The organism is Longimonas sp. (assembly GCF_046498435.1).
GTDB lineage: Bacteria > Bacteroidota > Rhodothermia > Rhodothermales > Salinibacteraceae > Longimonas.
Map to the genome: position 1 here is coordinate 1 of NZ_JAWOAR010000056.1, position 3,127 is coordinate 3,127.

A 3,127-nucleotide genomic window follows, 5' to 3' on the forward strand; every position below is an offset into this window, starting at 1 on the left:
TTTGCAACCGCTGTTGCTGCGGTGCTTCTTGGCATTAGCGGACTGCTGCTGGCCGGATGCGGTTCATCCGATACTGGCACCGACGGCGCAGAAAGCGATATCAGCCTGGTCTACGTAAACTGGGTAGAAGGCATCGCCATGGCCCACGTCATGCACGAGGTGCTCCAAGATAGCCTCGACATGAACGTAGAGCAGATGAGCGAGGTCACCGGCGGCGGTACGGCCTTCACGTCGGTTGCCTCGGGCGGAGCCGATGTGTTTGTCGAAGCCTGGCTTCCTACCACACACAGCACCTCGTGGGAAGAGCATGAAGGCGACCTGCAAAAAATTGGGCAGTGGTACGACCGCACCACCGTGGGGCTTGCCGTACCCGCCTACAGCGACATTGAAAGCGTGGAGGACCTGCCCGACCACCGCGAAGCGCTAGACGGGCGCATCCACGGCATCGAGTCGGGGGCTACGGTCAACCAGCAGACGCGCGACGTCCTGGCGGAAAACGAGATCGAAGGCTTCGAGGTGCTCGCTTCCAGCGGACCCGCCACCTGGTCTGAGCTGCAAAGCTCCATCCAAAACGAAGAGCCCATTGTCGTCACCGGCTGGCAGCCGCACTGGAAGTGGGGCCGCTACGACCTGCGTTATATCGAGGGCGCCCAAACCGGCGAGTCTGACGTATTCGGCGAGCCGGAAGACATCTTCGCTGTAGCGCGCACCGACTTCGAGGAAGAGTTTCCCGAACGCGTAGTCCAGTTCTTCGACAATGTGAAGGTCAACAACGAAGAGTTGAACGCGCTCATGCAGCCGTTCCGTCCCGACGCGGATACTGACGATCCGTACGAGGCGGCCCAAGAGTGGATTGAAAACCACCCCGAAACGGTCTCCAGCTGGATTCCCGACGATACGGATGCATCGGCTACTGCATCCGCCGAATAGCTGACCTTCTGAACGGCCTCTGTTGCATACTTGCTTACCTGCAAGATTCAGCGCAGAGGCCGTTCCTTTGCCTGAACATCCCACTTGCACCGCAGCGTTGCGGTGCACACCACGTAGTATTCTGTTCCCCAACCTTTCCCTCTTTATGACTCGATACGTTACCCTCCTGAGTGCACTCTGCCTCAGCCTCCTGATGGCTCCGCTGGCCACTGCACAGTCCACCGACGACGGTGCCGCCCCAGCAGCTGAAGATGCCACTGCTGAAGCCTCAACATCCGTTACGCAAGACGACGATGAACCGAGCCTCGACGTCAACATCACCGGCTCGCTGCGCTTTAACGCGCTCTTTCGTTCGTATGGCGGTGAAACCGCCGATAAGGTTCTTGGCGACGGCGGGTTTACCTTCGATACCTTCCGCATCGGCGCAGACGGCTCGTACGGTGGCCTGATTTTCGATAGCGAACTGGCTGTCTACCCAGAATCCTTCGGGGGGGTCTTCCTGCAGAAGGGATGGGTTGGCTATCAGTTTAACGAAAGCCGCCAGTTCCAGGTGGGTGTCAGTCAGGTGCCATTCGGCATCCAGCCGTACGCCTCCAGCAGCTGGTTCTTTAACTCGACCTACTATGTCGGCCTTGAAGATGATTACGACGCTGGCGTGAAGGCCATGTTTACCCCTGGCAACTGGGACATCCAGGGCGCCTACTACATGAACGCCGAGCAGACGGACTTCTTCGCCGGTAGCAACTTCGGACGCTACTCTTACGATGTGGTGCCCGTGACTTCCTTTCCTGCCTTTGGAGACGATGGAGATGCCAACGATGTCGAGGGGGTTGGAGGCTACACGGTTGTGCCAGGCGGCAACGAGAACCGGAGCCCGATCTCTGAAGCTCACCAGTTCAACGTGAAGGCAGCCTACACCTTCGACCACGGCGACCTCGGGTCCACGAAGATCGGTGCATCTGGGCAACGAGGCCAGCTCCTGAACGAAGCGACCGGAGCCACGGACTGGCATGCCGCTTATGCACTTCACTTGCAGGGACGCTACGACGGCTTTGAGGCTAAGCTGCAATTTGCCCAGCAGGAACTTAACCCACCACTGGCGGACGGTGAACGCCAGGCATTTGCAGAGCAGTCGGATGTCGACTACGCCGCAGATGACTTTGTAGTGATGGGCGCGTATAACTTCCCACAGCGCGTGGCCGCAGAGCACACCGTCTACTCGTCGAGCCTGTCGTATCGTTTCCCGGTGGACGTAGGCCCTATCTCGCAGATTAAGCCGTACTACGACTTCAGCCTGGCGACAAACAAGAACGTCGACTCGTGGAACGACAACGCGACCCACGACATCGGCTTTCTGACCACCGCTGGTCCGCTGTTTGTGTACACGGACCTCAACATCAGCAAGGGGCATCCCTTCAACCACCCAGGTGCCAACTTCGCCAGCGTGATGGCCGAAAACAATGACAACGAATGGCGCACCGCCTTTAACGTAAACATTGGGCTCTACTTCTAACGCCCCATGCGCCACACACACAGATGCAGCGCTGCCGTGCCACGTGCAAGGCAGCGCTGTATTTTTTTATGGAGGGATGCGCAGCGTGGATCTTCGCATGCGCACATCGCTTCATCTTCCCAGCTTCTTTTTACTCCAACACCCAATCTTATGTCTGATACGCCTTCGCTCTCGTCCAAGCAACGTGCCTACTTACGCGGGGCCTCGCACGATCTTGACCCGGTGGTTCGCATTGGCGACAGCGGACTCACCAACGCCGTTGTCACTGCGGTCAAGGAAGCCTTCAACACCCGCGAGCTGCTCAAGGTAAAAACGCTCGGCGCCTCGCCCAACGAAGTCCACGCACTAAGCGATGACCTGCTGGCCCGCCTCGACACCGACGAGTCGCCCGTCCACGTGGTCCAGGTCATCGGAAGCATCATGATTCTGTACCGCCCGTTCCCCGAAAAACCTGAGCTGGAGCTGCCGTAGTACTCTGTCACAGGTCATTCTGTAGGTTAAACCAAGATAGATACGTGTGCCGTGCCGTCCCGAAAAGTTCCTGCTAAACGCCAAGGAGACGCGGAGTCCTGACACGAGCGAAGCGACTGATGAACGCGGTGAATAAAGATCTCCACCACGGTGGGCAGGGCCGTTCAATCGCCTATAGCCCCGCTGAGCGTCGAGGAGATGGTTCGGCGTGCT

The 3,127-nt window shown here is 58.5% G+C and carries 3 protein-coding genes; all 3 read left to right on the forward strand.

All coding sequences use genetic code 11. The features are described 5' to 3' along the window. Positions 1-930 (forward strand): glycine betaine ABC transporter substrate-binding protein (locus tag R6U20_RS02210; protein ID WP_410336238.1); only part of this gene is annotated, 930 nt, incomplete at its 5' end. Positions 931-1,075: 145 nt separating this feature from the next. Further along, a complete protein-coding gene (locus tag R6U20_RS02215) occupies positions 1,076-2,443 on the forward strand; it encodes a hypothetical protein (RefSeq protein WP_410336239.1) in 1,368 nt (455 codons plus the stop codon). Positions 2,444-2,593: 150 nt separating this feature from the next. Then, a complete protein-coding gene (locus R6U20_RS02220) occupies positions 2,594-2,914 on the forward strand; it encodes a YhbY family RNA-binding protein (protein WP_410336240.1) in 321 nt (106 codons plus the stop codon). The last annotated feature ends 213 nt before the right edge of the window (positions 2,915-3,127 follow it).